26 protein-coding genes are annotated in these 25,046 nt (G+C 51.5%); 10 read left to right on the top strand and 16 right to left on the bottom strand.

Annotated features, from left to right (window positions below):
- The first annotated feature begins 4 nt into the window (after positions 1–4).
- Together argR and L1D47_RS08160 are read left to right on the top strand one after the other, a co-directional pair.
- Entirely contained in the window at positions 5–475 is a 471-nt protein-coding gene (gene argR, locus L1D47_RS08155) for a transcriptional regulator ArgR (protein ID WP_041510202.1), read from the top strand.
- Positions 476–706: 231 nt separating this feature from the next.
- Positions 707–1,165, top strand: a complete 459-nt coding sequence (locus L1D47_RS08160) for a cupin domain-containing protein (RefSeq protein WP_239883943.1) — start codon at positions 707–709, stop codon at positions 1,163–1,165.
- A gap of 826 nt (positions 1,166–1,991) precedes the next feature.
- Here L1D47_RS08160 and L1D47_RS08165 read toward each other — a convergent pair.
- The 4 genes from L1D47_RS08165 to L1D47_RS08180 form a co-directional block, all read right to left on the bottom strand.
- Positions 1,992–2,936, bottom strand: coding sequence for a Dyp-type peroxidase (locus tag L1D47_RS08165; RefSeq protein WP_239883945.1), 945 nt, complete (start codon positions 2,934–2,936; stop codon positions 1,992–1,994).
- Positions 2,937–3,123: 187 nt separating this feature from the next.
- Positions 3,124–4,152 carry an ABC transporter ATP-binding protein gene (locus L1D47_RS08170; RefSeq protein WP_239883948.1) on the bottom strand — a complete coding sequence of 343 codons (1,029 nt, stop codon included), beginning with the start codon at positions 4,150–4,152 and terminating at the stop codon, positions 3,124–3,126.
- A 1-nt stretch (position 4,153) separates the two neighbouring features.
- Positions 4,154–5,785, bottom strand: a complete 1,632-nt coding sequence (locus tag L1D47_RS08175; RefSeq protein WP_239883950.1) for an iron ABC transporter permease — start codon at positions 5,783–5,785, stop codon at positions 4,154–4,156.
- A gap of 158 nt (positions 5,786–5,943) precedes the next feature.
- Complete coding sequence (locus tag L1D47_RS08180; RefSeq protein ID WP_041510198.1) at positions 5,944–6,951, bottom strand: Fe(3+) ABC transporter substrate-binding protein; 1,008 nt, start codon at positions 6,949–6,951, stop codon at positions 5,944–5,946.
- A 170-nt stretch (positions 6,952–7,121) separates the two neighbouring features.
- On the opposite strand from L1D47_RS08180, the gene L1D47_RS08185 reads away from it, so the two are divergent.
- On the top strand, positions 7,122–7,592 hold the full coding sequence (locus L1D47_RS08185) for a hypothetical protein (RefSeq protein ID WP_239883952.1): 471 nt from the start codon (positions 7,122–7,124) through the stop codon (positions 7,590–7,592).
- Between the two features lie 42 nt (positions 7,593–7,634).
- Here L1D47_RS08185 and L1D47_RS08190 read toward each other — a convergent pair whose 3' ends face one another.
- The 3 genes from L1D47_RS08190 to L1D47_RS08200 form a co-directional block, all read right to left on the bottom strand.
- The gene (locus L1D47_RS08190) at positions 7,635–8,234 is read right to left on the bottom strand and encodes a glutathione S-transferase N-terminal domain-containing protein (protein WP_239883955.1); all 600 of its coding nucleotides are present in this window, start codon (positions 8,232–8,234) and stop codon (positions 7,635–7,637) included.
- Between the two features lie 10 nt (positions 8,235–8,244).
- On the bottom strand, positions 8,245–8,985 hold the full coding sequence (locus tag L1D47_RS08195) for a ferredoxin--NADP reductase (protein WP_041510197.1): 741 nt from the start codon (positions 8,983–8,985) through the stop codon (positions 8,245–8,247).
- 466 nt (positions 8,986–9,451) lie between these two features.
- Positions 9,452–10,033, bottom strand: coding sequence for a DUF5610 domain-containing protein (locus L1D47_RS08200; protein ID WP_239883957.1), 582 nt, complete (start codon positions 10,031–10,033; stop codon positions 9,452–9,454).
- A gap of 153 nt (positions 10,034–10,186) precedes the next feature.
- On the opposite strand from L1D47_RS08200, the gene L1D47_RS08205 reads away from it, so the two are divergent.
- On the top strand, positions 10,187–10,723 hold the full coding sequence (locus tag L1D47_RS08205) for a phosphoglycerate mutase family protein (RefSeq protein ID WP_239883959.1): 537 nt from the start codon (positions 10,187–10,189) through the stop codon (positions 10,721–10,723).
- Positions 10,724–10,836: 113 nt separating this feature from the next.
- Positions 10,837–11,046 carry a hypothetical protein gene (locus tag L1D47_RS21240; RefSeq protein WP_082035623.1) on the top strand — a complete coding sequence of 70 codons (210 nt, stop codon included), beginning with the start codon at positions 10,837–10,839 and terminating at the stop codon, positions 11,044–11,046.
- Between the two features lie 31 nt (positions 11,047–11,077).
- Here the strand turns inward: L1D47_RS21240 and L1D47_RS08215 are convergent, their stop codons facing one another.
- Complete coding sequence (locus tag L1D47_RS08215) at positions 11,078–11,335, bottom strand: hypothetical protein (protein ID WP_239883960.1); 258 nt, start codon at positions 11,333–11,335, stop codon at positions 11,078–11,080.
- A 75-nt stretch (positions 11,336–11,410) separates the two neighbouring features.
- Entirely contained in the window at positions 11,411–13,186 is a 1,776-nt protein-coding gene (locus tag L1D47_RS08220; RefSeq protein ID WP_239883963.1) for an ABC transporter ATP-binding protein/permease, read from the bottom strand.
- 398 nt (positions 13,187–13,584) lie between these two features.
- Between L1D47_RS08220 and L1D47_RS08225 the strand changes: the two genes are divergently transcribed.
- Entirely contained in the window at positions 13,585–13,761 is a 177-nt protein-coding gene (locus L1D47_RS08225; RefSeq protein ID WP_011864658.1) for a hypothetical protein, read from the top strand.
- A 95-nt stretch (positions 13,762–13,856) separates the two neighbouring features.
- Here the strand turns inward: L1D47_RS08225 and aroG are convergent, their stop codons facing one another.
- Positions 13,857–14,909: a 3-deoxy-7-phosphoheptulonate synthase AroG gene (gene aroG / locus L1D47_RS08230; protein WP_239883965.1), complete on the bottom strand. Its 1,053-nt coding sequence runs from the start codon at positions 14,907–14,909 to the stop codon at positions 13,857–13,859.
- Positions 14,910–15,247: 338 nt separating this feature from the next.
- Here aroG and L1D47_RS08235 point away from each other — a divergent pair, with 338 nt between their 5' ends.
- The gene (locus L1D47_RS08235) at positions 15,248–16,015 is read left to right on the top strand and encodes a transporter substrate-binding domain-containing protein (protein WP_239883967.1); all 768 of its coding nucleotides are present in this window, start codon (positions 15,248–15,250) and stop codon (positions 16,013–16,015) included.
- Between the two features lie 176 nt (positions 16,016–16,191).
- Here L1D47_RS08235 and L1D47_RS08240 read toward each other — a convergent pair whose 3' ends face one another.
- From L1D47_RS08240 to L1D47_RS08255, 4 genes are all read right to left on the bottom strand, one after another.
- Entirely contained in the window at positions 16,192–17,343 is a 1,152-nt protein-coding gene (locus L1D47_RS08240) for a hypothetical protein (RefSeq protein WP_239849709.1), read from the bottom strand.
- A 122-nt stretch (positions 17,344–17,465) separates the two neighbouring features.
- Positions 17,466–17,792: a hypothetical protein gene (locus L1D47_RS08245; RefSeq protein ID WP_239883969.1), complete on the bottom strand. Its 327-nt coding sequence runs from the start codon at positions 17,790–17,792 to the stop codon at positions 17,466–17,468.
- Between the two features lie 105 nt (positions 17,793–17,897).
- Positions 17,898–19,148 (bottom strand): ammonium transporter, encoded by a 1,251-nt coding sequence (locus L1D47_RS08250; protein ID WP_239883970.1) that lies wholly within the window; start codon positions 19,146–19,148, stop codon positions 17,898–17,900.
- Between the two features lie 13 nt (positions 19,149–19,161).
- Positions 19,162–19,500, bottom strand: a complete 339-nt coding sequence (locus L1D47_RS08255; protein ID WP_011864652.1) for a P-II family nitrogen regulator — start codon at positions 19,498–19,500, stop codon at positions 19,162–19,164.
- Between the two features lie 252 nt (positions 19,501–19,752).
- Between L1D47_RS08255 and L1D47_RS08260 the strand changes: the two genes are divergently transcribed.
- Positions 19,753–20,295, top strand: a complete 543-nt coding sequence (locus L1D47_RS08260) for a hydrolase (RefSeq protein ID WP_239883972.1) — start codon at positions 19,753–19,755, stop codon at positions 20,293–20,295.
- 58 nt (positions 20,296–20,353) lie between these two features.
- On the opposite strand, the gene nrfA is transcribed toward L1D47_RS08260, so the two are convergent.
- Positions 20,354–21,754, bottom strand: coding sequence for an ammonia-forming nitrite reductase cytochrome c552 subunit (gene nrfA / locus L1D47_RS08265; protein WP_239883973.1), 1,401 nt, complete (start codon positions 21,752–21,754; stop codon positions 20,354–20,356).
- Between the two features lie 248 nt (positions 21,755–22,002).
- Between nrfA and narQ the strand changes: the two genes are divergently transcribed.
- Both narQ and L1D47_RS08275 read left to right on the top strand, forming a co-directional pair.
- Positions 22,003–23,706 (top strand): nitrate/nitrite two-component system sensor histidine kinase NarQ, encoded by a 1,704-nt coding sequence (gene narQ / locus L1D47_RS08270; RefSeq protein ID WP_041510176.1) that lies wholly within the window; start codon positions 22,003–22,005, stop codon positions 23,704–23,706.
- Positions 23,707–23,767: 61 nt separating this feature from the next.
- The gene (locus L1D47_RS08275) at positions 23,768–24,397 is read left to right on the top strand and encodes a response regulator (protein WP_011864648.1); all 630 of its coding nucleotides are present in this window, start codon (positions 23,768–23,770) and stop codon (positions 24,395–24,397) included.
- Between the two features lie 125 nt (positions 24,398–24,522).
- On the opposite strand, the gene L1D47_RS08280 is transcribed toward L1D47_RS08275, so the two are convergent.
- Positions 24,523–24,897, bottom strand: coding sequence for a YacL family protein (locus tag L1D47_RS08280; RefSeq protein WP_239883975.1), 375 nt, complete (start codon positions 24,895–24,897; stop codon positions 24,523–24,525).
- Between the last annotated feature and the right edge of the window lie 149 nt (positions 24,898–25,046).

Below are 25,046 nucleotides of genomic sequence, written 5' to 3' on the forward strand. Positions count from 1 at the left end.
CGATATGCAAGCCAATAAAAATCAAGACGAACTTGTAAAGACCTTTAAGGCTATCTTGAAAGAGGAGCGTTTTGGCTCCCAGAGCGAGATAGTCAATGCCCTGCAAGCTGAGGGCTTCAACAACATTAACCAATCCAAAGTCTCTCGTATGCTGAGCAAGTTTGGCGCGGTGCGCACCCGCAACGCCAAGCAAGAGATGGTCTACTGCCTGCCCGCCGAACTTGGGGTCCCGACGGCTGGCAGCCCGCTGAAGAACCTAGTACTGGACGTCGACCATAACCAATCTATGATAGTGGTCAGAACCAGCCCAGGCGCGGCGCAGCTGATCGCCAGACTGCTGGACTCTATCGGCAAGCCCGAAGGTATACTGGGCACCATCGCCGGTGACGATACTATCTTTATCTGCCCTTCCAACATTCAGGAAGTGGACAAGACACTTGAGACGGTCAAGTCGCTGTTTAACTATGCCGACTAAATCCACCGATTAAGTCCGCCGGCTCGTTATTCGCCGATTAATCCACGCTCGAGCTTGGCCCAAGTCATACTCCTCGGCGAAAACCTCGGGAATAGATATAGAGACACCCTTTGCGCTGTTAACGCCAAAGGGTGTCTTTTTTTATTTACGCTCAAATTGAATACTGTATATACGATAGGATACACTGATGCCAAACCATCCCCTCTGTCACCCGATGGTTAAGGACCTGAGATGAATAACAATAAGATAATCAATATCGACAACCTTTGCTGGGAATCTTGGCAACACTCAGACCAATACGCCAGTCATCAGAAGCATATCGGCGATGCCGCCGGTTGCCAGCAGATAGGTGTCACCATGGAACGACTGGAACCCGGTAAACTCTCCTCCGTCGCCCACTATCATACCAAGGAAGAGGAGCACTTCTACGCGCTGCAAGGCGAAGCCACCCTGTATATCGACGGCGAGCCGCATCCCTTTAAACAGGGCGACTATATCTGTTTTACCGCCAACTCAGGTATTTCCCATACCTTAAAAAACGAGTCAGATGCTGACTTTCTGTTTATGGTGTTGGGCAATCGTGATCCCCACGATGTGGTGGTGTATCCAGAGCATAATAAGGTACAGGTGCGCTCCATCGACGAGGTGTATGCCAAGCGGCCGACCAACTATTGGGACCCAGACCGCTAATCCGCTTGTAAGCGAGCATAAAAAAACACACCTTAGGGTGTGTTTTTTGTTGGGTTAGTAGCTAGGGTCTGTTTATCTTTCGCGTTCATTTTTACAGTATTCTGTATCGCTTTTATACAAGGCAGAGCGATTGTAATGTGGTGTGCTACATCAATGAGCGATAACGCAGTAGAAAAATGATACAGACGCTGCCCGCAGGGTTCGTCTTGAACACGTTCAACTCTTTATTACTCGGCTTTTATATAGAATAACTATACTTCAAGCCTCATACCACGCTTTGAACATGCTCAGTTAGGGAAGGTGCGAACAAGTCGTCGCACAGCTCTGGCTTTGATAGCAGCGACAGTTCAAGGCATTCAACTGAGGGCATGCCGAGGCCTGCTGAAGTTGAATAACGCCGAAATGGTGTTGCTATCAAAGCCCCGCAGGGCGAGGCTTACAGCGGTATTTGCTGCGTTACAGTTCTTGCGAAGGACTAGGGCCATTCGCTGCAAACTGTGCCTAGCATCTATCCACTTTAAGCACACGCAGAGCAAGCAGCACAGCTCTGGCTTTGATAGCAGCGACAGTTCAAGGCATTCAACTGAGGGCATGCCGAGGCCTGCTGAAGTTGAATAACGCCGAAATGGTGTTGCTATCAAAGCCCCGCAGGGCGAGGCTTACAGCGGTATTTGCTGCGTTACAGTTCTTGCGAAGGACTAGGGCCATTCGCTGCAAACTGTGCCTAGCATCTATCCACTTTAAGCACACGCAGAGCAAGCACGGGACTTATTCGCACCTTCCTTAGAACAAAATTTGTTCTCAAAAGGTCAACAGGCCCTAGGTCCTAGCTCTCGATATCGGCTTCGCGCTCCATAAAATCCAGCGAAGGGGCAAAGAATGCCGATCCGGTCAGCGCCTGAGTAAAGTGCATCAGGTGATCGTGATTTCCCTCGCTGTCACCATGGATCATGCTGTGTAGCATCTTCTCGAAATTCACCGAGTTGCGACAGACGGAAATAAACATCAGCCCCTGCTCTTTCATCGAACCGTAAGGCATACTCTGACGCAGGATCTCCATCGACTTGCCGTCGGCATCTTTCAGGTTAACCCGCTTGATATGACTGGTAAGCGGCTTGTCCTCGGAGGCATACTCGATATTGTCTATCTTAGTGCGGCCTATGATATCTTCCTGCTTCTTCTGTGGCAGGCGATTCCACTTGCTGAGGTTATGGGCGAACTTCTGCACATGGATATAGCTGCCGCCTCGGAAGTATTCATCTTCTTCTCCCACCAGAGCCACATCCTGGCGATGACGTCCCTTGGGGTTCTCAGTGCCGTCGACAAATCCGGTCAGATCTCGGGTATCCATAAACTGGAATCCTCGCTCCTCGTCCACCAACTCGACGAGATCTTCAAACATCTGACACACCTCGTTAGCCACCAGATGCAGGATGTCGTAGCGATCGCAGCGCAGATGTACGAAGAGATCATACTCATGGGCCGGGGCATCGCGATTGTCGGCATGCATGGCCGGGAAAGGCTTGAGCTCTGAAGGTCTGCGCTCGCCATAGAGGCTATCCCAATAGTTAGCACCTATGGCCACGAAGCCGTTGAAGGCACTGTCGGCATACTGGTCGGCCAGTTCATAGATATACTGAGCGACATTGGCGACGCAGGGGCGCAGCTGAGACTCGACGCCATCATTGGCGTTGAACATCAGATACACACTATGTAAATTTCCTTCGGCACACACACCCAGCTGTTCACGTGGCATAACCAGATTATCCATAAATAAACCTACCCTTCGTCAGTCTCAATTTCGGCGCTATTATCCGAAACTTTAGCGATAATTAGTATTACACAACCCACAAACCGTTAAAGCGAAACGTCATTTAATGGCTAGATTAACTTTTTTTTAAGTTGGCAACCATAGCAAGACGTAAATGCGCTTCACAAAAGTGTTACATCAGCCCAGTTTAGAACAATACCGCCGGATGAGGCGTCACCGACAAGGCAACATTCTGCCCCTCTGTGAAATGATGCAAAGGCGATCGCACCGCCAATACCTCCTCGCCAATCAAGATACTGTAGTGGCAGAGGTTACCGAGGAAGCGCCGCGCTATGATGGTGCCCTCCCCTCGCTCATCCTCTGCTATCTGCAGCTGCTCTGGGCGCAGCAAGAGCTCTCCGCGATAGCCTTTGGCCTTGTCCAAGTCACTGCTGCTTTGCACCTCGCCCAGCAAGGTATCTAGCCTATTACGCGCACTCACCTCACAGCTGAGATAATTCACCTGACCGAGAAATTCCGCCACATACTTGTCGGCTGGCAAGGCATAGAGGGCCTCGGCATCACCATATTGCGCGATAGCCCCCTCTTTAAACAGCGCCAGCTTGTCGGCAAAGACGAAGGCCTCATCCTTACTATGGGTCACGAACACAGCACTGACCCCGCGCTGTTTTAAGATCTCGCGGATCTCCACCATCATCTCACCGCGCACCTTAGCATCGATATTGGAAAAGGGCTCATCGAGTAGCAGCAGCTCCGGCTCATAGGCGAGTGCCCGGGCAGTCGACACCCGCTGTTGCTGACCACCGGAGAGCTCGTGGGGATAACGCCCACCTAGGCCTTCCAGCTTAACCAGCGCCAGCATCTCACTGAGCCGCGACTGCCTATCAGACTTACTCAACCCTTTGACACCAAAAAGTATGTTCTCGGCTACGGTCAGGTGAGGAAACAGGGCGTAATCTTGAAAGATCATGCCGACCTCACGCTGCTCGCTGGGCACAAAAACATCCGGACCAGACAATAGTCGGCCATTGATACTGATGCGTCCCTGAGAGATAGGCTGTAATCCGGCTATCGCCTTGAGTAGCGTGGTCTTGCCACAGCCACTGGGCCCGAGCAGGGCGGCTATTTCCCCCTGATGCAACACGAGATCTAAGCCTTTCAGTATCGCCTGGCCCTGATAATCGCTATGCACTTGTTCTATGGTAAGAGTCGACATTTTAGTTACCTTGCTCCAGAGAGCGATTGAGATAGATGAGTGGAACCAGGCCTACCAAGACGATCACTATGGCCCCCAGGGCCCCCTGCTCAAGCTGCTCATCTGAGACAAACTGATAGACATAGGTGGCAAGATTTTCAAAGCCGACGGGCCTGAGTAGTAATGCCGCCGGTAGCTCCTTCATACACTCGATAAACACCAGCAGGATGGCGGCAAAGATACCGCTACGCAGCAATGGCAGGTGGATCCGTGTGAGTATGCTCCCAGGCCTCATCCCCATGGTCACAGACGCCATATCCAGCGAGGGGCTGATCTGTTTATAACTGTTTTCTATGCTGCCGATGGCAATGGCTGCAAAGCGTATGGCGAAGGCAAAAATTAACACAAACAGGGTACCGCTGAAGATAAGTCCCGGCCCATTCAGCTCAAAATAGCCATAGAGATCATTTACCGCAAAATCCAGGTAGCTGAGGGGCACTAAGACACCGATAGCCAGCACTGTGCCAGGCAGGGCATATCCGGTAGAGGCCAGGCGCGAGGGCAACATGTCGATTTTCCTTGGGCTACAGCGCCGGACAAACATCAACAGCAAGGCAAACATCACGGTGATCAGGCTAACCACCAGGGCGATCGTCAGACTGTTCAAACTGTATTGCCAGAAGTCCTGATTCCAACTCACCTCAAAGTAATCCCAGGCGTACCCCAGCAATACCCATACGGGAAGGCCGAAGGCCAATAAGAGCAGCACCGCGCAATAACCACTGGCCAGCCACGCCTTACTCCCCGATAGCGCGTATCTTTCATGGGAGGTGATTGGTGTCTGTTTCTGAAACAGCTGCTGCTTACGCCGGGCAAAACGCTCGGCGCCGATCAGACAGAAGACCACCAACAGGATGATGGCAGACAACTTAGCGGCCGCCGCCAGACTGCCGTAGCCCAGCCAGGTATCGTAGACCGCCGTCGTTAGCGTGGGCACGGCAAAGTAGCTGACGGTGGCAAAATCGGCAGCCGTCTCCATCGCCACAAGAGCCGCTCCCACCGCCAAGGCCGGCCTCGCCATAGGCAGGTTAAGGCGCCAAAAACTGCGCCAGGGGCCGGCCCCCATCACTCGGGAGGCATGCAGCAGGCTAGGCGACTGCTCCATAAATGCGGTGCGCGCCAGAAGATAGATATAGGGAAACAATACCAGCGCCAGCATCACAGACGCGCCGCCTAAGGTGCGCACATCGGGAAAGTAGTAATCCATGGGCGACTGCCAGCCATTGACCTGCCTCAGCCAGCCCTGCACAGGCCCGGCATAGTCCAGCAGATCCGTATAGACATAGGCCACCACATAGGCGGGCATGGCTAAGGGCAACAGCAGCGCCCACTGAAACCAGTTGCGCCCAGGAAAATCACAGCGGGCCACACACCAGGCGGCAGGCACGGCGATCAGCAAGGCCCCCAGGCTGACAAACAACATCAAGGCCAAGGTGTTGAAAATATAGGTAGGCAACACAGTTTGCATCAGGTGACCGAACACGGCTTGGTCCGGCACCAGCGCCTGTATGCAGATGGCCCCCAAGGGTAAGGCAAAGCAGATGGCGGTCAGATAACTCAGGGTGGACCAAGATTTGGGGAAGCCTAAAATCATAGAAAATCTCAATAGATCGAGTCAGGACATTATCGGTGACCAACTTAAATCTAAGCTTAAACGCAAACGATTATTAGTTGAATGATGACCCATCTGGCATAAAAACAAGATAGCCTTCCCGAGGGAAGGCTATCAACTGGTGAGTATCCGAGCTCGATTTAGAGATCAAACTTCACCTGGTCGAGCAACTTCACCGCCGCGCCGTGAAATTCCGCCAGCTTGTGGATAGGCAGCTCATCGGCCTTGTAGTCTCCCCAGGATGCCACCAGCTTTGACGGCTTTACGTCCAACTTAACCGGGTATTCCATGTTGAGTTCGGCGTAGGTCTGCTGCGCCTGTTGACCCGAGAGATATTCCATCAGCTTGATAGCGTTCTCGCGCTCTGGGGCATACTTAGCCAAGGCCATACCAGAGACATTGATGTGAGCGCCGCGATTTTTCTGATTCGGGAAGTTGATGTTAACCGCCTCGGCCCAAGGTACCTGCTTGGGGTCTTGCAGCATCTTACCCAGGTAGTAGCTGTTACCTATGGCGATGTCGCATAAGCCTTCCTTGACTGCCTTCACCTGCGCCCTGTCATTGCCCTGAGGCTTGCGAGCAAGATTTGCCTTAACGCCTTCTAGCCAGGTCTTGGTATCCGCCTCGCCATGATGGGCGATCATCGACGCGACCAGAGAGATGTTGTAGGGATGCTTGCCACTACGGGTACAGATCTTACCCTTAAACTTAGGATCCGCCAGATCTTCATAATCGATATCCAGCGGGCCGAGTCGCTCTTTAGAGGAATAGATGTTTCTCACACGCTTGGTGAGGGCAAACCAATCGCCATCGGGCGAACGAAGATTGGCAGGAATGTTCTGCTGCAAGGTCTCGCTGTCGACCGAGGCCACAAGCCCCTTGTCAGCCAGCTCCATCAAACGGGAAAAATCTGAGGTGAGCACAAGGTCCGCCGGTGACAGACGCCCCTCTCGGGCGATGCGTTCGGCGATGCCCTGCTTGGCAAACACCAGATTAACCTTGATCCCTGTCTCCTTGGTAAAGTCAGCCAGAATAGGATCGATAAGGAAAGCCTGTCGATAGGAATAAACCGTGATGCTATCGGCCGCATTGGCCATTGAAGTGACACAAGCAAAACCCAAAACAGCCAAACGTTTCATGAATCTCATGCAGATACTCCGCGCTAAAGTTAATGATAATAATTATCAATTGCGACAAGGGTAATCAATCTGGCATGAAACGGCAAGCCAGATTGGTCAAAATTTGCGAGGCCGCTCATTTTGACCAAAAATGCCTCGCTGACTAGACTCAAAGGACTCGGCCAATAAAAGGATCTTATATGCTACTGGAAATTCTCGCGCTGATGCTTGCCGTCATTCTGCTTCTGTTCCTCTTTAAACATAGATTTACTCGGGGACGAGTCCGCCGAGCCCGCAGAGCCGCCATGACTCAGGCAAGTCCCGGCACCAGTACGATCAGCGAAGAAGTTCCCCATACTCCAATCCATGCTCAGAGCACTAGTCACCCTTATCACTGCGTCGAGATTGTCAACGACAAAGGTGTGTGTGACAGCGCGAAGAAACTAAAAGATAAACGTTTTCTCTCCAAAGACGCGCCGACACTCCCCCTCCCTGACTGCAACGAGGCCGAGTGTCACTGTCGATATCTACATCATGAAGACAGAAGAGGACAAACCGAGGACAGGCGGGTCGACTTTGGCGTGACCAGCGAGCTCTATGGCGTTTTCGGCGAGCCCAATCGACGCAATCAACCGGCAAAGGGACGGCGCCTTACCGATACCCGCCACTAGAGGCAGAGCCCCAAATGCAAACGGCCTGATGCTAGGCAAAGGCTAGGTGCGGGGACGCGTGGTTAACATGGCCGCGCTCATAGAGAAAGTCTGTAGCCATCTGGCCGTGGCGGGCGCCACCTTACGCCAATCCAGGTCAGGATGTCGAAAATCCATATACTCTAACAGGCAGGCGAGACAAATCTGCTGCAACGACAACTTGCTGTGCCCAGAAATGGCCATCAGCTCTATCTGTGCCAGCCCCCTGAGTAAGGCTTGCTCGAATCTCGCCGTCCAGAACGGGCTACGCAATCCTTCATCGTCCCGCATCTGCTCCTGCCTTAATGCCACCGCACTGTCGAGCAACCCCTTGATCAGGGAGTATTGAGTCTCGCCATACCAAGAATCACCAGGCTGACCAAACAGCTCACCACCACAATATTCATGGTCTAGGTAGCGCAGGATCACCTCGCTGTCATACAAGGCGCCGCCATCGTTTAACAACAAACAGGGGATCTTGGCCAGGGGGTTGGCATCTAGCAGTAGCTCGGTATTGTCCAATGGGTTCACCGCTACCGGCTCGATCCCCCTGATGGCAAACTGTGCGATGACGACACGCACGGTTCTTGCGTAGGGTGATGCGTCAGAAAACAGTAATTGCATCTCGCTTCCTCTACCAATATTTCTCGACGGTGATCTGTCCTGGCGCGCGGCGAAGATTTTTAGCTAGGCCACGGGACTGTAACAGGGTATTGAGTTCTTTTATCATCTCGGGATGACCACAGATCATCACCTGTGAATCTTGTGCGCTTAGGCTGAGGCCAACCTGCTGCTCTATCACGCCGCTCTCTACCCCTTGGGTGATGCGGCAACTCAGCGCCCCTTCCACCGGCTCTCGGGTCACTGAAGTGACCAAGGTAAACTGCTCAGGGTATTGCGCCTCGAACGATTTAAGCTCCTGAAAATAGGCGAGATCGTCTTGATACCTCACCCCATATACTAAGATCACCCGCTCAAACCTCTGCCAGGGCTCGGCGGTTCTCATCATGGAGATAAAGGGGCCCACAGCTGTGCCCGTGGCAAAAAACCACAGATGTTTGCCCTGCTCAGGGAGCTCATCCAGCGTCATGAAACCCGCCGCCTTGGTAGAGATATCGACGCTATCCCCCGGCCCTAAGGCCTGGAGCTTAGGCGAAAGCAGCCCGTCGTCAACACTCACTGCCAGCACCTCGAGCAGCGGCGCATCGGGCGCATTGACCAAAGAATAGGCCCGGGCGACACGTTTATCGTCGATATGCAACGACAACTTGATAAATTGCCCAGCAATAAACTCGCCGATATCCGCCGACAGCTTCAAGGTAAATAACTGATCGCTCCAGTCAATCCGCTCTACAACCTTTGCCTCTCCCCACATATCGCCACCTCTGCTGGCATCAATCGACACTGATACTCCCATGATTCATAGATTTTCTATCCGAGTCAAGACAACAAAAAAACCCTTATATGAAGGGGTTTATCCTAGGGCTTGTTGATCTTTCAAGTTTAATTTTTGTTCAATCTAAACGCGTTTTGCGCGAGGCGAGAGCCATGAAGCATAGTTACTCTATGTGAATGGCGAACAACAAAGAAATCGTCTGGAACGATTTCTAACAGCGTCGCTGACCGCCTGCGGTGAAAGGCAGGAAGCCTTTCATAAAGTGCAGCGCGCGTTTAGATGAACCCGTTGGGCAGCGTTTGTAGGCCATTTCTACGGTGTTATCGCCAGTTTGTGTAGAAGACTACACGACACAGGCTCTGCCTTGTATAAATCACCTTCAAACTGCTGCAAAAACAAACGGCAAAGATCAACAGGCCCTAGACAAATGGTATCGAAAGAGACGCTATTCTTGCTCAGGCTCCTGATTGAAACTGTCTCTGAATGCCTGCAGCCCTTCCTGTACCAGGCCGTAGGTCTTGTCGACCCCAGCCTCAATGTCCCCTTCAAGCACCTTGAGCCCAGAGAGGATATCTTTGGCCTCATCGAAACCTTGGTCTATCGCCCCGCTGATAATGTCCATGAAGGAGCTCAACTGTTCATCGAACGACATGCCACTGTTTTGCTCCTGGTGTATGGCAAAAAACTGAGTGGCAAAGCTGACGATGCGCTCGGCCGTCGCCTCTGGCGAGGTATCGACCCCTTGAGCCACAGCCGTCTCAATGGCGTGCTCCCCCATAGTGGGCGCCAGCTCCTCATTGATCGCCTCGATTGCCGCCTTGTAGAGCAGCTGCATGGGCTCATTGCCTGCGCTCAGGTTCACATCTTGCTGCGCTTCCAGGATCGCCGTATTCATCAACTGTTTACTGGCCGCCAGGGCCGTCTTGTTCTTAGCCACTTCGGAGACTTGCTGACCATGGTTAGTCGTCGAATCTGTCTTGTTATGCGCCGCCGCAGATACGGCTCCGCCGTGATTTTGAATCTCCATAATCGCCTCACTCACCAAATTAAATTAACCCTCAGCTTTAATTATCGTCCATTTTATAAACAACTTTAGCCCTAAGGCTCAATTAATCTGTCATCGGCATACTCAGCGAAATAGGATATGCTAGCCAACTCATTAAGACAGATAGGGATGCTTATGTTACGACTCATCAGCTTTGGGCTTCTGGCCCTATTAGGTTACCTGCCTATAGCCCAGGCCAATGCGGCGATTACCAGTAAGACTGTGATTCTGGTACGTCATGGGGAAAAGGCCACTCAAGGTCGCGACCCTAGCCTGAATGACGCGGGCAAGTTAAGGGCACAAGCCTTGGTAGAGAGCCTGGCCGATACCCCACTCACCCTGGCCATATCGACACAATTTAAGCGCACTCAGGAAACTTTGGCGCCGCTTATCGCCGCGAAAGGGATTCCACTGATCGTTATCGACGCGGGCAGGGAGATGGACAAGCATATAGCGGCTATCGTCGATAGCGTCATGGCGCAGGAAGGCAATGTGGTCATTGCGGGGCATTCCAATACCGTACCACTGATCATCAAGGCACTGAGAGGACCAGAGATACCTCAATTGGGAGAGGATGAATATGACAATTTATTTATCCTTTCCCTGCACCAAGATGGCCCAAGTAGTCTGATAAAAACCCAATATGGTGCAAGTTCAAGCAATACCCAATAAGGATTAGACATTAGTCTAGATAGCGCTAGCTTTATAGACTAAACTTGATTACATTAGTGATATATGGATTAGCAGCAGGTGCTGGCAACAAGCCCAGCCATGGAGAGTCACAGGTGAGTAATTCGTTTTTTGGAGCGGGAAATAAAAGTAAACCCTTGTCGGTTAGCTGTCAAAACTGCAACCGATTAACGGTTATCGAAGGTGAGACTATCTGCTTCAAGGGTGGAGAGATCATTAGGCTTACGCCTTATGAACCGCAAAATAGCAAACTCAGCCTCCTATGCGACGGCTGGAGACCGGTCAATACCTCAAAGTCAGCCTAATCTTTCTACCTGCCACTCTGGCAGTAACCCCCTATAACATCCCCGCATAGTCATTCGCGCAGTGTTTTACCTCGCGAGTCAGCCCCTCGATCACGGTCGAGGCTGGTATCATAGACAGGGTCAGGCCCCGAGTCGTGACCCTCAAATAGGAGCTAAGTTGGGCATAGACGGTTACCAACTCCTCCTGTTCCAGCCCCCGCTCTTTCAAGGTCGCCATGATGGCTAGCCAATCGGTATCCACAACCCGCGCCTGACCTTCGATACTTGCATGTATAGGGATATTTTTCATGGGACCGCCTCCACAGGTTTGTTATTGACAAATATTATGCAAATCAAACCTGAACGAATACTTAATCCCCTACAATTAATGTTGATTTTGTACCGTCCACAGCTTCTTGTAGAGACCATTGGCTGCCAGCAGGCTCTGATGATCGCCGCGCTCGACGATCTTCCCCTGACTCAGAACCAAGATCTGGTCGGCATCCACGACCGTCGACAGCCTGTGGGCGATCACCAGACTGGTATGCCCCTTGGCCATCTCCTTGAGGGCATTGAGGATCGCCTGCTCCGAATGACTATCTAGAGACGAGGTCGCCTCGTCGAACACCAATAGGGGGGAGCCCTTAAGAATCGCCCTGGCGATCGCCACCCTCTGCTTCTCGCCACCGGATAGCTTTAGCCCGCGCTCGCCCACCTTGGTATACCAACCCTCGCTGAGTTGTGAGACAAAATGAGACAGGTGGGCCAGTTCTATCGCCTCCTTCACTTGCTCGTCGCTGGCCCCCGGCAGACCATAACGAATATTCTCCAGCAAGGAGTCGTTAAACAACACGGTATCTTGCGGCACTATGGCGATGGCGCTACGCAGTGCGTGTTGGGTCAGCGCCTTAGTATCATGCCCATCTATGGTGATAACCCCCTGCTGCGCCTCATAGAAGCGAAACAGCAGCTTCACTATGGTGGATTTACCCGCGCCGCTATCCCCCACAATCGCCACCTTATGCCCGGCAGGGATCTCGAAACTCACATCGGACAAGATAGGCCTATCACCGTAACGAAAACTGACTCCCTCAAACCTAAGGCTCCCCAGCGTGATCTGGGGCGACTTAGCGTCGGGCGCATCCTCAATCTTTGGCACTCTATCTAGCAGACTAAACATGCGCTCGATATTAGCCAGCGCGCCGCGGATCTCGCGATAGACAAAGCCTAAAAAATTCAGCGGCATAAACAGCTGCATCATGAAGGCGTTGATCAGCACGAAGTCACCTATGGTCATGGCTCCCTGGCTGACCTGACTCGCGGCCAATGCCAACATCAGCGTCATCGCCAGCGAGATGATCAGCGCCTGACCGGCATTGAGGGCAAACAGAGAGAGTCGATTCTTACGCTTGGCCACCTCCCATCGCTCGAGGGCTTGATCATATTGTTCAGACTCATAGGCCTCGTTGTTAAAATACTTCACCGTCTCATAGTTGAGCAGGCTGTCGATGGCGCGGGTATTGGACTGAGAATCCGCCATAGCCGCCTCACGCACGAAGCCGGTGCGCCACTCGGTGGCAAAGATGGAAAATAGGATATAAGCGACGACGGCGCTTAACGTAATGATGGCAAATGCCCAGCCATAGTTATAAAGCAAGATACCCACCACCAGCGCGATCTCGAGTAGGGTCGGCACTATGTTGAACACCATGAAACGCATCAAGAAGCTGACCCCACTGGTGCCCCGCTCTATATCTCGAGACAGGCCGCCGGTGCGCCGCTCCAGGTGAAACGCGAGATCCAGCCGATGCAGATGATCAAACACAGACAAGCCCAAACGCCTTATCGCTCGTTCGGTAACCCGACCAAATAGCGTGTCTCTCACCTCGGAGATCACTGTGTTCAGCAGGCGTAGACTACCGTATGCCAGCACCAGGGCGATGGGCACCGCAATTATCTGCTCACTCGAGGCCTCACTCAGGGTATCCACCAGATGCTTGAGCACGAAAGGCAGGCCGACGCTTGCCATTTTCGCCACCACCAGACAGGCCAGCGCCAATACCACCCGCCCCTTGAACTCCAATAGATAAGGCCAAAGCAGTTTCAGGACCTGCCAGTTCAATTTGTCGATAGGACCATCAAAATAGAGCGTGGGACGCATGGCAACTCCAGCTAGCATCAATATTGGGAGGATGGCATTTAGATGAAATCGAGATAAAAGCCATAACATCCACCATCTTACCTTAGTAGACTCATCCGCCACTAGCGCAATTGTTCAGCTTTGCCAAGGGGTTAGCATTTTGCCCTATGCAAGCTGTCCAATATCAGACTTTAGGAGCATTCGCCCGTACAGGTTAGTGCGACTTTTGGGTGATAAAATGGTGGTAAAATTAGAAAAAAGCATTATTCTTGAGAGAATAATTATCACTTTAATGTTTCAACGGGGTAATTATTGTTATCTCTTGCCGGAGATTTTGATAATCTCAAGATCAGCTTAAGGCAGTTCAAGCCGAGCAAAAGCAGAGCGGGAATAACCCCCATTTTTTAAAGGAAGCCGATATGCCACAATCATCTGACGTGCAATACCCTCCACTGCCATTGGTACAAACTTGGGTATGGATGATGACAGAATCGAACAGCCCAGAAATTCAGCAAAAGGGTCAAAACAATTTAATATCGTCTTTTGGCAGTCTGGCTAAGGCCAATGAATATCTGGTGAAACAACAAGCCAAATAAACGAGCCAGCAGAATGCAAAAAAGGAAGCCAATTGGCTTCCTTTTTAGTTTCTCGTCGCCCCTCGGCTGAGCAAGCCCAGCAGATGAAGGCCAGACTAAGCGCGACGTTCGAGCACACTCTGGTTGAGCTGTGCCAGCAAAGTCTCGGTATCTTCCCAACCAATACAGGCATCTGTGATGCTCTGACCATAACACAAAGGTTGCCCTTCAATATAATCCTGACGTCCCTCGACCAGGTGACTCTCGACCATTACGCCGAAAATCGCACGCTCACCGGCACTTACCTGGCTGGCCACATCTTCGGCCACCAGCATCTGACGCTTGAACTGTTTGCTGCTATTGGCATGGCTAAAATCCACCATGATATTTTGCGGCAGGTTTACCTTCGCCAGCTGTTCACTGATCGCCTGAACGTGTTCGGCGCTATAGTTCGGCTCCTTGCCTCCACGCAGAATGATGTGACAATCGGGGTTACCCTTGGTGGAGACGATTGCCGAATGGCCATACTTGGTCACCGACAGAAAATGGTGTGGTGCACTGGCCGCGCCGATCGCGTCGATAGCGACCTTGATGGTGCCATCGGTCCCATTCTTGAAACCGACAGGGCAAGAGAGGCCCGATGCCAACTCTCTGTGTACCTGTGACTCTGTGGTACGAGCACCAATTGCACCCCAACACATGAGATCCGCCACATATTGTGGAGTGATCATATCCAGGAATTCACCCGCGGTAGGCACACCTAAGTCGTTGAGATCTAACAGCAGTTTACGCGCGGTACGCAAACCATCGTTCAACTTAAAACTGTTATCCATGTAAGGGTCGTTGATCAAGCCTTTCCAGCCCACTGTGGTACGCGGCTTCTCGAAATAGACGCGCATCACCACCTCGAGTTGATCCTTATATTGCTCACGCAATTTGGCGAGTCTCTCACCGTATTCAAGCGCCGCCTTAGGATCATGGATAGAACAAGGGCCAATGATCACTAACAGACGATCATCTTCTTTTTTAAGGATATTGTGTATATTCTGCCGTGCGTTAAACACTGTTGCCGATGCATTTTCGCTTGCCGGAAATCGCTCAAGAATGGCGACAGGGGGTAACAACTCTTTAATTTTATTAATGCGAACGTCATCAGTTTGATAATACATGATATTTATTTTCCACTCCGGCTCTGGATTAAATAAGGGTCTCTCTATTGCACTACTGATTTCAATTTATCCAGTATTCTCCGCTATTGCAACCAAACATTAATAAAATTAAAAATATAAAAATAACCATCTGTTATATAACATTAAATTATTATTTTTATTTAAAACTTTCCCTGCTAAGCCAGCGATATAAACGGAACGAGACAAAACAAATTGTTAACATTTGTCTGGAAATCGGCTAGAAGCCTATCTATAGTAGATTATTAATGGTCATAAGAGAGTGATACCGAGGCTCTCGAGATGGCGCAACAGCCCCTGTTGAGGTAACCATCGCCCCGATGAGAATATTGCTGCTGGCATCTGGTTTTATACTTTTTTCAAACCCGCTTCTGGCACACGCTGCTAACACAGAGATCTCCTTTGCGGTCAGCAACACCATTCCCCCCTATTTCTTTGCCAACGGTCAGAGCGGGATTCAATATGAGCGTCTCGCGGCGGTGTTATCCAGGCAGTCGTTATCGATCGGGCACATTCATCTATCCCCCAATAAGCGAGCGTTCCGCCAGGTCGCCAGCGGCAATGTCGATTGCCTCATCAATGCCCCCGAGAACCTAGCGGGCCTCTACTACACCCGCAGCCTTATCAGTTACCAAAACAGCGTGTTCACTCTGGCCAGCAATAAACTGCTCATCGACTCAGTCACCGATCTGGCGGCGATCTCTGTCATGGGGTTTCAGAACGCGACGCAATATTTAGGTAAAGACTTCTACCAGATGGCACTCAATAACCCACAATATGGTGAATCCAACAGCCAGAAAAGCCAGGTGATGATGCTGTTTTCCGGAAGGGTCGAAGCCATTATCTTGGAAGGGCGCATATTTGAATATTACCGCGAACAGCTCAAGTTTAGAGTCGATACCCTTCAGGCCACGGTTCGCCATCCACTGTTTGCGCCGGCTCCACGCAAGATAGCCTGTCACAGCCAAACCATTGCAGAAAAAATAGACTTGGGTATCGCCCAGTTGGACAGAGAGGAAGCTGAGGAGAAAAGCCGAAGCATCGACTCAGCGCCAGAGCCTGAGCAGATGCCTGTAGAGCTAAAATAGTGTCGGTATTCGCTGGCGATTCAAATCGCTTCATTCAACCAGGACAGGCATGACATGAAAGACGCCTCTCACAGGCGCCTTAGTTATGAATACCTTGGTAAAAAATACCTTAGTGAATAAATGCCTTAATTAATAAATACCTTGGTTAATAAATGCCTTAGTTAATGAATACAGGGTTAATGAATACCTTGGTGCGACTGCATCGCCTGCAACTTGGCCTGATAGCGTCGCTGGTTATATTCATCCACAGATAAGGACAAGGCCTTTTGCATATTCAGCTTAGCCCTGCGCTCATCCCCCGTGGCCCAATAGGCTCTGGAGAGACCGAAGTAAAACTCATGGCGATAGTCGGCCTTCTCCACCGCGCGTTTGTACCAGGCCAGCGCGGTCTGGTACTCGTGCTCTGAATAGGCCTGCTGCGCCATGTCATAGTAATAATAGGGATTACGGATCCTGACCAGTTCCAGGGTCTTATGTACCTCAGCCCACTCCTCTAATCTGTCTTGGCTGGCCAGCAGCACACTGTAATTAAACAGGGCATTCATATCCTCACTGTCTTGGGATAACGCCAGCTTATAGAGGGTCTCCGCCCTATCATCCAACCCCTTGTAGCGGTAAAGAATTGCCAGAGTATTCAAGGCGGGTATAAAGTCGGCCTTCAACATGAGGCTCTGTTTCAGGTAGGCATAGGCCTGATCGTAACGTCCCTCCACCAGCGACTCCGCCGCGACATTGTTATAGAACATCGCCATGACGGTAGTTCTATCGATACGCCGCTTAGCGTAGCCACGCATGGTACGTTCGGGCAAAAAATCGATCTGCAGCGCATTTTTGTCGGCAAGGAAGGTATCACTCGTCTCTCGTGGAATGAGGCGCAGATTGATGTGACCATTCACCAGATAGAAATCACCGGCCTTATCCCACACGGGCGGAACCTCGACCTCTTGAAACTCGACATCGACCCCTAAGGCATCGGCCAGCGAGGCACTCAGCAGCACCAGCGACAGGCAGTTACCTGCCCTGGCATCAAAGGTATCGGCGGGGATCTTGGTCAGATTATCTCGGTACTTGAAGCCACCCTTATCGGCATTGATGTAATTAGCCAGCCACAAGTTGGCGGCAATATAGTCCCTTGCCATTCGGCTACGCTTATAATCTTGCCGCAGATCCACAGTTACCTGTGTGGGCAATGCAAACAGCTTATCTGGGGTGACTTGAACCGCTACCGCCGTGAATTCTTCGTCGGCAAAGTATTGATCTATATTAGCGAGGGTTTCCTTACCCGGGCCGCTGGCACAACCGCTCACTATGAAGAATAACAGCAACATAGCGCGCCTATACTCAAATAGCCTTTTCATATTAAACCTACGCTGATGAGGGCACCGTAAGATCTATCATAAAGTAGGCTTTTTCATTTTGCCCCACGCAAAGCGTTACAAAATATTAACAATCACTGAGCAACTGGCGGATCGACCTGAATATAGAGCTGCCTAGGAGCCGTGCCCTCGTCTTGATACTGATAGGGACGATAGAAATTCGCGCCACAACGATAGTAGGCATAGGGCAGCTTAAACATCACACAGCCCAGGGGGAGACTCTGTAATATCTTAATCTGTTGCTGCATACGCAAAGATTCTCGCCACGCGAAATCCTGCTGCACCTTATCGCGCACGGCAAAGACATCGAAAGGCTCACTCGACTTACGCACCACCACCTGGCCCGCCTGCAGCTGAGCCGACATCAGCATCAAAACCAATACCCAGAGAGACTGCTTCATGTTAACGCTCCTCACACCATCCCTGTCGATAGCATAATACAAAAAACAGGGTCCGCACCATGAGGCACGGACCCTGTTTATCAGACTATCTAGTCTAGAGGAGTATCAGCTGGCGCTCTTGAGCGAGACAAACTCAGGATAGGCATCGATACCACAATCCGATGCGTCCATGCCGTTGTACTCTTCCTCTTCAGAGACACGGATACCCATGGTGACCTTGAGTAGATACCAGGCCGCAAAAGAAGCCGAGAACACCCAGGCGAAGATAACAGCCGCACCATAGAGCTGACCCAACAGCGTCGCATCGGCATTTGATAGTGGCACTAACACCAGACCAAACAGACCGGCAACACCGTGTACCGAAATCGCGCCGACAGGATCGTCAATCTTGATTCGATCGAACATCACGATAGAGAAGACCACCAGACCACCGGCTACCAGGCCGATAACCCCGGCCAGAGGCAGCGAAGGCGACAGCGGATCGGCGGTGATCGCCACCAGGCCCGCCAAGGCGCCGTTTAAGATCATGGTCAGATCCGCCTTACCCCATACCATCTTACAGACCACCAGGGCTGAGACGGCGCCGAACGCGGCTGCAGAGTTGGTGTTGACGAAGATCTTCGCCACCGCCGAGGCATTTTCGGCATCAGACACCAGTAGCTGAGAGCCACCGTTAAAGCCGAACCAACCCATCCACAGAATGAACATACCTAGGGTAGCCATCGGCAGGTTTGAACCTGGGATAGGGTTAACCTGACCGTTAGGGCCATACTTGCCCTTACGAGCGCCGAGCAACAAGACGCCTGAGATCGCCGCGGCTGCGCCCGCCATGTGCACTATGCCACTGCCGGCAAAGTCGACAAATCCCGCCTCTGAGAGGAAACCGCCACCCCAGGTCCAGTAACCCTCGATTGGATAGATAAGCCCTGTCATTACCACAGAGAAGATCAGGAAGGCCCACAGCTTCATACGCTCGGCAACGGCGCCAGAGACGATAGACATAGCCGTCGCCACAAATACCACCTGGAAGAAGAAATCCGACTCCAGCGCATGGTCGGCATCACTGGCCTGAGCACCAATGAGACTGGCGAACGAAGGCAACCAGCCGCCCTCGGCGTTATCCACATACATGATGTTGTAACCCACCACCAGATACATGATACAGGCGATAGAATAGAGACAGACGTTCTTGGTTAAGATCTCTGTGGTGTTCTTAGAGCGCACCAGGCCCGCTTCCAACATGGCAAAGCCCGCCGCCATCCACATCACCAGCGCGCCTGAGATCAAGAAATAAAAGGTGTCGAGCGCAAACCTCAACTCAGATACTGTCGCACCTAATTTTACTAACTCTTCCATTGGAATTTCCCCCTTAAAGTGCTTCGTTATCGAGTTCGCCGGTACGGATACGGATCACCTGATCGAGATCCGTCACAAAAATCTTGCCGTCGCCTATCTTGCCCGTGTGCGCCGCCGCCACGATGGACTCGATAAGGTGATCGACATTTTCAGCCTTAGTCGCGATATCCAGTTTGACCTTAGGCAGAAAATCTACCTGGTATTCGGCGCCACGATAGAGCTCAGTATGGCCTTTCTGACGTCCGAATCCCTTCACCTCGGTCACCGTCATCCCCTCAATCCCCAACCCTGCAATGGCTTCTCGCACATCATCGAGTTTGAATGGCTTGATTATTGCGCTGATTAATTTCATTACCGCCTCCGACTCATCTTAGTATTCTTGCTGATGCCAAAGGCAATTCAATCATCAGGCCAATATTACAAAGCCTTAACATTCATAAACTTAGTAATACAGGCTCACTTAGGGTTGAATACAAATGCACCAAATAGGTGCGGCTATGCATTGACTGCACAGAAATAGCGCAGCCAACTATTCGACTTATGACGGATTGGTAGAGGGGATTATCTGGGTATCATGGAGTCACCACCCATTGAGGAGCGCCCCATGTTAAAACCACAGGAATGTGTGCTGATCATCGTCGATGTTCAAGGAAAGCTGGCTACCCTGATGCACCAAGCCGAGGAACTTGAAACCCGGCTTATCACACTGATCAAGGCGGCCGAGCTGTTTGAGATCCCAGTCATCTGGCTCGAACAACTCCCCGATAAGCTAGGCGCCACCAGCCCGGCATTAGCTGCGCTACTTGCGCCTCACTATCAGCCTATCGCCAAGGCAACTTTTAGCGCCTGGCAAGCAGAGCCCTTCAGACAGGCATTGCGCCAGTATGACAGGCCCAAGGTGCTGCTCGCCGGTATAGAGACCCATATCTGCGTCTATCAGACCTGCCGGGATCTGCTGGATAACAGTTACGAGGTGCACCTGGCGACAGACGCCGTCTCCTCGCGAACACAAGCCAACAAAATCTTGGGCTGCGAGATGATGGCGCAGCACGGCGCGCTGTTGACCAACAGCGAATCTCTACTGTTCGAGCTGCAGGCTGAGGCCAGCGGCGACAGGTTCAAGGCCTTATTGAAGATGATTAAATAAGAGCAGACATAAAAAAGCCCCGGATGACCGGGGCTTTTACTATGCAGGGGGGGAGAAATTAGTAAGTTGCTTCGCGCTTCTTAGCTTCGGCATCCCACTTAGGAAGTACAGTCTTCTTGAACTCTTCCTTGTCGCCATTCAACTTCTTCATATCCATACCCAGTGCAGCTTGTGCCTTAGCCTTGGTAGAGACATCAGGGAAGGCGATAGGTTGCTTGACGCCTTTCTTCGCTAGCAGCTGAGCAAGCTTAACGCGAGCATCACCAGCCTTATCTACCGAGGTACCTAATATACGCAGTGCTTCATCAGCCGCGTGAGCCGCAACACCGTGAGAGGCAGTTGCATAGTCCCAGCGCCATTGTGAATGACGGATATCCATTAAGATAGGCTTCATTTCAGCTTCGGTTGCACCGGCATCCCAAGCAGCTTTAGCTTCGAAGTGTGCTTTAACTAACTGAGATTCAGCTCGTGCTTTAAGCTCAGCGACTTTCGCTTTACGTTCTTTAGTTAGGTTAACCATGAACTCTTTGCTTTGAGTATGACAAGTCGCACAAGTCTCTTCGAAGCGATCGAATGGATTACCTACCTTATGGTCTGTAAACTTACGGCCTTCAGCATTCTTCACTTTAGGCATGTGACAGTCGGTACAGGTCACATTGTTCTTACCGTGTACACCCAGCTGCCAAGTTTCATAACCTGGGTGCTGTGCTTTCAGCATAGGCGTCTTAGAAACAGCATGTGTCCAGTCTTTGAACTCCATGTTGTCGTAGTAGACTTCCATCTGCTCAACGGTTGTACCCATATCCCATGGGAATTTCACGAAGCCCTTACGATCTTTGGTCTTCTCGAAGTAGTACTCTACGTGACACTGGCCACAAACCATAGACTGCTTGTCTTTCTTAGAAGCCTTGTCAAACGGTGTGCCTAGTGTAGCCATTGCGCGCTCGGCGAATGGACGTGACATGCGTAGCTTAGAAGAGCCTTTCTCGTGACAGTCTGAACAACCGATAGTGTTAACGATTTCGGCGCCGCCTTTGTACCACTTACCAGTAAAGTAGCCATCTTCGCCCTGCTCTTCGATAACGCGCGGTACGTCTGGGCTCTTACAAGACCAACATGCCATCGGCATTGGACCATCTTCTGCAGACTTAGGCGCACCGGTACGCAGTGTATTGCGTACGTCAGTTACCGCATACATGTGACCACGTGGCGCATTGTAATCTTTCGCGAAACCATAACCTGCCCACAATACGACTAGGCTAGGAACCTCTTCAAGCATATCGACAACTTCTTTGCTTTCGGCAGTGTCATGCCAGCTGTTGTACTGCTTTGAAAACTTGTCTTTGTAGACTTCATTGCGTGGCTCGGTCTTGTCGCTTGCCATAACGCCGGTAGCCATCAGGCCAGCGGCGACCAAAGCACTCAGTGCAAAGGTTTTTGTTGTTAATGTTCTCACCATCTCATCTCCGTGTTACTTTTTTATAGTAGTCTTTAAAACCACAACATCTCCAGGGCCAAAGTTAGTCCCTTAACCCCGTTAAAAATATACCCCTTATGGGGTATCCGGGTTAAAACTTGAGGCAGATCATAATGTGAATGTGTTGTTGGTCACATTTTTACCACATTGTTAATTTTATCAGCGATTGCTAAACAAGTATGATAGTCCAAATTTCCGATTTTTTCCTATTATTTAATGAGTTCTAATACATGAAGAAAGGTAGTCTTACCTCCACCATCTTAAGGTTAATGCTGGCCTTAATTTTACTTTCCAGTGGACTTGCCACCTTCGCCATAGCTAATTTGGCTTATAGCCTGGGAGATGCCAGAGCCATCAACGCCTCCGGCTCGCTGCGTATGCAAAGTTACCGCCTGATGTTCTATGCCAACTCGGGCAGCGAGGAAGCCGACGAGAAAATTAAGGAATTTGAGGCCACACTCCACTCGGATGCCCTGAAACGCTCGCTCGATTGGATGACCCCGGATGATCTCGCCTCCCAATATCTACTGGTTATCGAGAAGTGGCAGGTAATGAAGCAATATATCGAAGAGGAGAACTCCCGCCTCTATGTCTCAGCCCTCAAGGATTTCGTCGACACCATAGATCTCTTCGTGCTGGAGACTGAAGAGTTTGCCGCCTTCAAGCTCAAGCTGCTGGCCGCCAGCCAGATCAGCGGCCTAGGGCTGATGCTGTTGATTGCCTTCTTCGCCGTGCGCTTTACCAAGCGCAAGGTGGTCAAGCCGCTCAATCAGTTGATGGAGTCGGCCAACACCATCTCTAAAGGCGAGTTCGATGTCACCATGCCAGACAGTGAATATGTTGAGCTCAGCTCGCTGAGCAACGCCCTAGCCACCAGCGCCAGGGAGCTGTCGACCCTATATAACAACCTGGAAAATCAGGTTAAAGAGAAGACCTTCGCCCTCACCCGCGCCAACAACGAGTTGAAACTCCTCTATGACAACCTGGTGATGCTGCATTCGGGCAAGCTGGAGATCAGCACCCTGAAACAGGCACTGAATCAACTCAGGGCCCATGAACCCCATAGCTTCCTCAGGCTAGTGATCGCCCAGGACGACAAGGAGAAGCTCTACATAGATGCCGATGGCGGCTGGCCGATAGCCTCCCTGAGCCAGACACGCTTCCCACTGAAGTTTGCCGACAATGAGCTGGGCTATCTCGAGGTCACCTCCCTGGGCGAGATCAATCACCCCCTGTTTGAGAACTTCGCCATCATGTTGGCCCGCTCTATCGTCATCTATAACGCCGGCGAGCAGCGCCAACAGCTGGCGCTGATGGAAGAGCGCGGCGTGATCGCCCGTGAGCTGCACGACTCCCTGGGTCAGCTGCTGTCGTTTCTTAAGATCCAGGTCAACCTGCTCTCCAAGGGACTCGACAGCCAGTGCCGCAGTCCTCAGGTAGAGGAACAACTCCAGGAGATCAACGAAGGGGTTAACACCGCCTATGTTCAGCTGCGAGAACTGCTGTCCACCTTCCGCCTGACCATTAAAGATCCCAACCTCAATCACGCCATCGAGATGATGCTGGACCAGCTCAGGGGGCAAACCACGGCCGAGATCACCCTCGAAGATAAGCTGCCGATCCAGCTGCTGGGCGCCCATCAACATATTCACGTGTTGCAGCTCACCCGGGAGGCGACCCTCAACGCCATCAAGCATGCCCAGGCGAATCATATTCATATCTGCTGCACCCGTAGCGGGAACAATGTGAAGATCAGCATCAGTGACGATGGCGTAGGTCTGGAGAAGCTCAAGGAAAGGGACCAACATTTTGGCATAGGAATCATGCATGAACGCGCAAGTCGCCTCTCGGGTGTGGTAGACTTCAGCAGCAACGAACAGGGCGGGACCACGGTCACCTTAGTTTTCCCTCCCGAAAAAGAGCCAAACCAGTAGGATGCTGGTAAGATAAAACACTAATTTTTAAATAAAACAGACCTCAGTGGAGGCATAAAAAATGGGCAAACCCTATTCAGTTTTGGTTGTAGACGATCACCCCCTGTTACGTCGCGGGATCTGTCAACTTATCACCTCTGACTCAGACTTCACCCTATTTGGTGAAGCAGGCAGCGGCCTAGATGCCCTGTCGGCAATTGCCGAGAATGAACCGGATATCGTGTTACTGGATCTCAACATGAAGGGGATGACAGGACTAGATACCCTCAATGCCCTGCGTCAGGAAGGGGTCACCAGCCGCATAGTGATCCTAACGGTATCCGACGCCAAGCAGGACGTTATCCGCCTGGTCAGGGCCGGCGCCGACGGTTACCTGCTCAAAGATACCGAGCCGGATCTGCTGCTGGAGAAACTCAAGAATGCCATGCAGGGTCACCGCGTGATCTCCGAGTCGGTGGAAGACTTCATCTATGAGCTGAAAGATGGCGCCGACGAGCAGGCCTGGATAGACAACCTGACCCCGAGAGAGCTGCAGATCCTCGAGCAACTGGCCGAAGGCAAGAGCAACCGGGTGATCTCTGAGCAGCTGCATATCAGCGAAGGCACGGTCAAGGTGCATGTGAAAAATCTGCTGCGCAAGGCCAACGCCAAGTCGCGCACCGAGATGGCGGTACGCTACCTGAACCAATAGGCCTTGGTGTAGCTTGATGTGGTTTGATTAAGCTCAAAAATGCTCATTAGAAGCAAAAAAGGCAGCCCAGGCTGCCTTTTTTCTTTGTAGGGTTTTCCCCTTACTATTCGCCTAGATTTCCTCGGCTATCGACTCTCCTCGATGAAGGCCTGCCAGCTCTTGAGCGCCACCTCGAAATCCTCCAGGCCACAGAAGGCCTGGGACTCGCCGTCATATAGCGACATAGACTCATCCAGGGGCGTGTCATCATCCATCTCTAAGGCGTTGGCAAAGACTCTCGCCTGCTCCTCATCCAGCTCGAGGGAGATGGCTTTACCGATAAAACCTTGCTCTGTCAGCTTACCCTGTTGCAGTGCCTCGATAGTCGAGGCTATCTGAGCGATAAGCGCCTTATCTTCGCCCAGCTCATCGACAAACCAAAGCCCCATAATCTCATGATCCATGGTGAACTGTGCCACCAGGGTGCCGGTCAATGTGTTGCGGCGAAATTCATATTCCATAAGCTGTCTTCCCCAAGGTTACTTTGCAAATTCTAACCTAAGGCCAAGACAATTGCAGAGATATCCAAGCCGCCTGGCGCTAAGCGGCGAAAATTCCCCCTCGGGCAGTTCACTCTGGCATTTCATACAGACGCAAAAAGGGCGCCGAG

The sequence above is a fragment of the Shewanella sp. Isolate7 genome (assembly GCF_022398425.1).
GTDB lineage: Bacteria > Pseudomonadota > Gammaproteobacteria > Enterobacterales > Shewanellaceae > Shewanella.

What these genes read in the sequence shown, in the direction of transcription:
- argR (WP_041510202.1), top strand. Translation starts at nt 5, where the DNA reads ATGCAAGCCAATAAAAATCAAGACGAACTTGTAAAGACCTTTAAGGCT.
- L1D47_RS08160 (WP_239883943.1), top strand. Translation starts at nt 707, where the DNA reads ATGAATAACAATAAGATAATCAATATCGACAACCTTTGCTGGGAATCT.
- L1D47_RS08165 (WP_239883945.1), bottom strand. Translation starts at nt 2,936, where the DNA reads ATGGATAATCTGGTTATGCCACGTGAACAGCTGGGTGTGTGTGCCGAA.
- L1D47_RS08170 (WP_239883948.1), bottom strand. Translation starts at nt 4,152, where the DNA reads ATGTCGACTCTTACCATAGAACAAGTGCATAGCGATTATCAGGGCCAG.
- L1D47_RS08175 (WP_239883950.1), bottom strand. Translation starts at nt 5,785, where the DNA reads ATGATTTTAGGCTTCCCCAAATCTTGGTCCACCCTGAGTTATCTGACC.
- L1D47_RS08180 (WP_041510198.1), bottom strand. Translation starts at nt 6,951, where the DNA reads ATGAGATTCATGAAACGTTTGGCTGTTTTGGGTTTTGCTTGTGTCACT.
- L1D47_RS08185 (WP_239883952.1), top strand. Translation starts at nt 7,122, where the DNA reads ATGCTACTGGAAATTCTCGCGCTGATGCTTGCCGTCATTCTGCTTCTG.
- L1D47_RS08190 (WP_239883955.1), bottom strand. Translation starts at nt 8,234, where the DNA reads ATGCAATTACTGTTTTCTGACGCATCACCCTACGCAAGAACCGTGCGT.
- L1D47_RS08195 (WP_041510197.1), bottom strand. Translation starts at nt 8,985, where the DNA reads ATGTGGGGAGAGGCAAAGGTTGTAGAGCGGATTGACTGGAGCGATCAG.
- L1D47_RS08200 (WP_239883957.1), bottom strand. Translation starts at nt 10,033, where the DNA reads ATGGAGATTCAAAATCACGGCGGAGCCGTATCTGCGGCGGCGCATAAC.
- L1D47_RS08205 (WP_239883959.1), top strand. Translation starts at nt 10,187, where the DNA reads ATGTTACGACTCATCAGCTTTGGGCTTCTGGCCCTATTAGGTTACCTG.
- L1D47_RS08215 (WP_239883960.1), bottom strand. Translation starts at nt 11,335, where the DNA reads ATGAAAAATATCCCTATACATGCAAGTATCGAAGGTCAGGCGCGGGTT.
- L1D47_RS08220 (WP_239883963.1), bottom strand. Translation starts at nt 13,186, where the DNA reads ATGCGTCCCACGCTCTATTTTGATGGTCCTATCGACAAATTGAACTGG.
- L1D47_RS08225 (WP_011864658.1), top strand. Translation starts at nt 13,585, where the DNA reads ATGCCACAATCATCTGACGTGCAATACCCTCCACTGCCATTGGTACAA.
- aroG (WP_239883965.1), bottom strand. Translation starts at nt 14,909, where the DNA reads ATGTATTATCAAACTGATGACGTTCGCATTAATAAAATTAAAGAGTTG.
- L1D47_RS08235 (WP_239883967.1), top strand. Translation starts at nt 15,248, where the DNA reads ATGAGAATATTGCTGCTGGCATCTGGTTTTATACTTTTTTCAAACCCG.
- L1D47_RS08240 (WP_239849709.1), bottom strand. Translation starts at nt 17,343, where the DNA reads ATGTTGCTGTTATTCTTCATAGTGAGCGGTTGTGCCAGCGGCCCGGGT.
- L1D47_RS08245 (WP_239883969.1), bottom strand. Translation starts at nt 17,792, where the DNA reads ATGAAGCAGTCTCTCTGGGTATTGGTTTTGATGCTGATGTCGGCTCAG.
- L1D47_RS08250 (WP_239883970.1), bottom strand. Translation starts at nt 19,148, where the DNA reads ATGGAAGAGTTAGTAAAATTAGGTGCGACAGTATCTGAGTTGAGGTTT.
- L1D47_RS08255 (WP_011864652.1), bottom strand. Translation starts at nt 19,500, where the DNA reads ATGAAATTAATCAGCGCAATAATCAAGCCATTCAAACTCGATGATGTG.
- L1D47_RS08260 (WP_239883972.1), top strand. Translation starts at nt 19,753, where the DNA reads ATGTTAAAACCACAGGAATGTGTGCTGATCATCGTCGATGTTCAAGGA.
- nrfA (WP_239883973.1), bottom strand. Translation starts at nt 21,754, where the DNA reads ATGGTGAGAACATTAACAACAAAAACCTTTGCACTGAGTGCTTTGGTC.
- narQ (WP_041510176.1), top strand. Translation starts at nt 22,003, where the DNA reads ATGAAGAAAGGTAGTCTTACCTCCACCATCTTAAGGTTAATGCTGGCC.
- L1D47_RS08275 (WP_011864648.1), top strand. Translation starts at nt 23,768, where the DNA reads ATGGGCAAACCCTATTCAGTTTTGGTTGTAGACGATCACCCCCTGTTA.
- L1D47_RS08280 (WP_239883975.1), bottom strand. Translation starts at nt 24,897, where the DNA reads ATGGAATATGAATTTCGCCGCAACACATTGACCGGCACCCTGGTGGCA.